Here is a 527-nt window from a genome sequence, read left to right on the forward strand (position 1 = left end):
CGTGACGCCCTTGACCTGGTAGCCCCACTTGCGGGCCACCTTGATGCCGGTCTCCACCGCCTCGGCGCCGGTGTTCATCGGCAGCACGAGGTCCTTGCCGCACAGCGCGGCCAGCTCGCGGCAGAAGTCGGCGAACTGGTCGTGGATGAACGCACGGCTGGTCAGCGTGAGCCGGTCGAGCTGCGTGTGCGCGGCCTCGATCAGCTTCGGGTGCCGGTGGCCGAAGTTCAGCGCCGAGTATCCCGCCAGGCAGTCCAGGTAGCGGCGGCCGTCCACGTCGGTCAGCCAGGCGCCCTCGGCCGACGAGATCACCACGGGCAGCGGGTGGTAGTTGTGCGCCGTGTGACGCTCCGCGTCCCGGACCGCGGACGGAGTCCGCAGCATGTCGTCGATGATCACTTGCTCGCCTTTCCCTGACGGAGTCGCAACGTGCAGCACTTCGGTCCGCCGCCGGCCTTGCGCAGCTCGGACAGGTCGATCCCGATGGTCTCGTAGCCCCGGTCGCGCAGCTTCGCGGCCAGGTCGGT

At 69.4% G+C, this 527-nt stretch carries 1 protein-coding gene and 1 pseudogene; both read right to left on the reverse strand.

The features are described from left to right. The coding region (locus tag SM573_RS29715; protein ID WP_474617557.1) for an aminotransferase class III-fold pyridoxal phosphate-dependent enzyme at positions 1 to 396 on the reverse strand (396 nt) is incomplete at its 3' end. Continuing rightward, positions 396 to 527 (reverse strand): annotated as a pseudogene (locus tag SM573_RS29720) (amidinotransferase); the annotation flags it as partial. The pseudogene SM573_RS29720 and the gene SM573_RS29715, both read right to left, overlap by 1 nt.

This window comes from Micromonospora xinjiangensis (assembly GCF_056150165.1).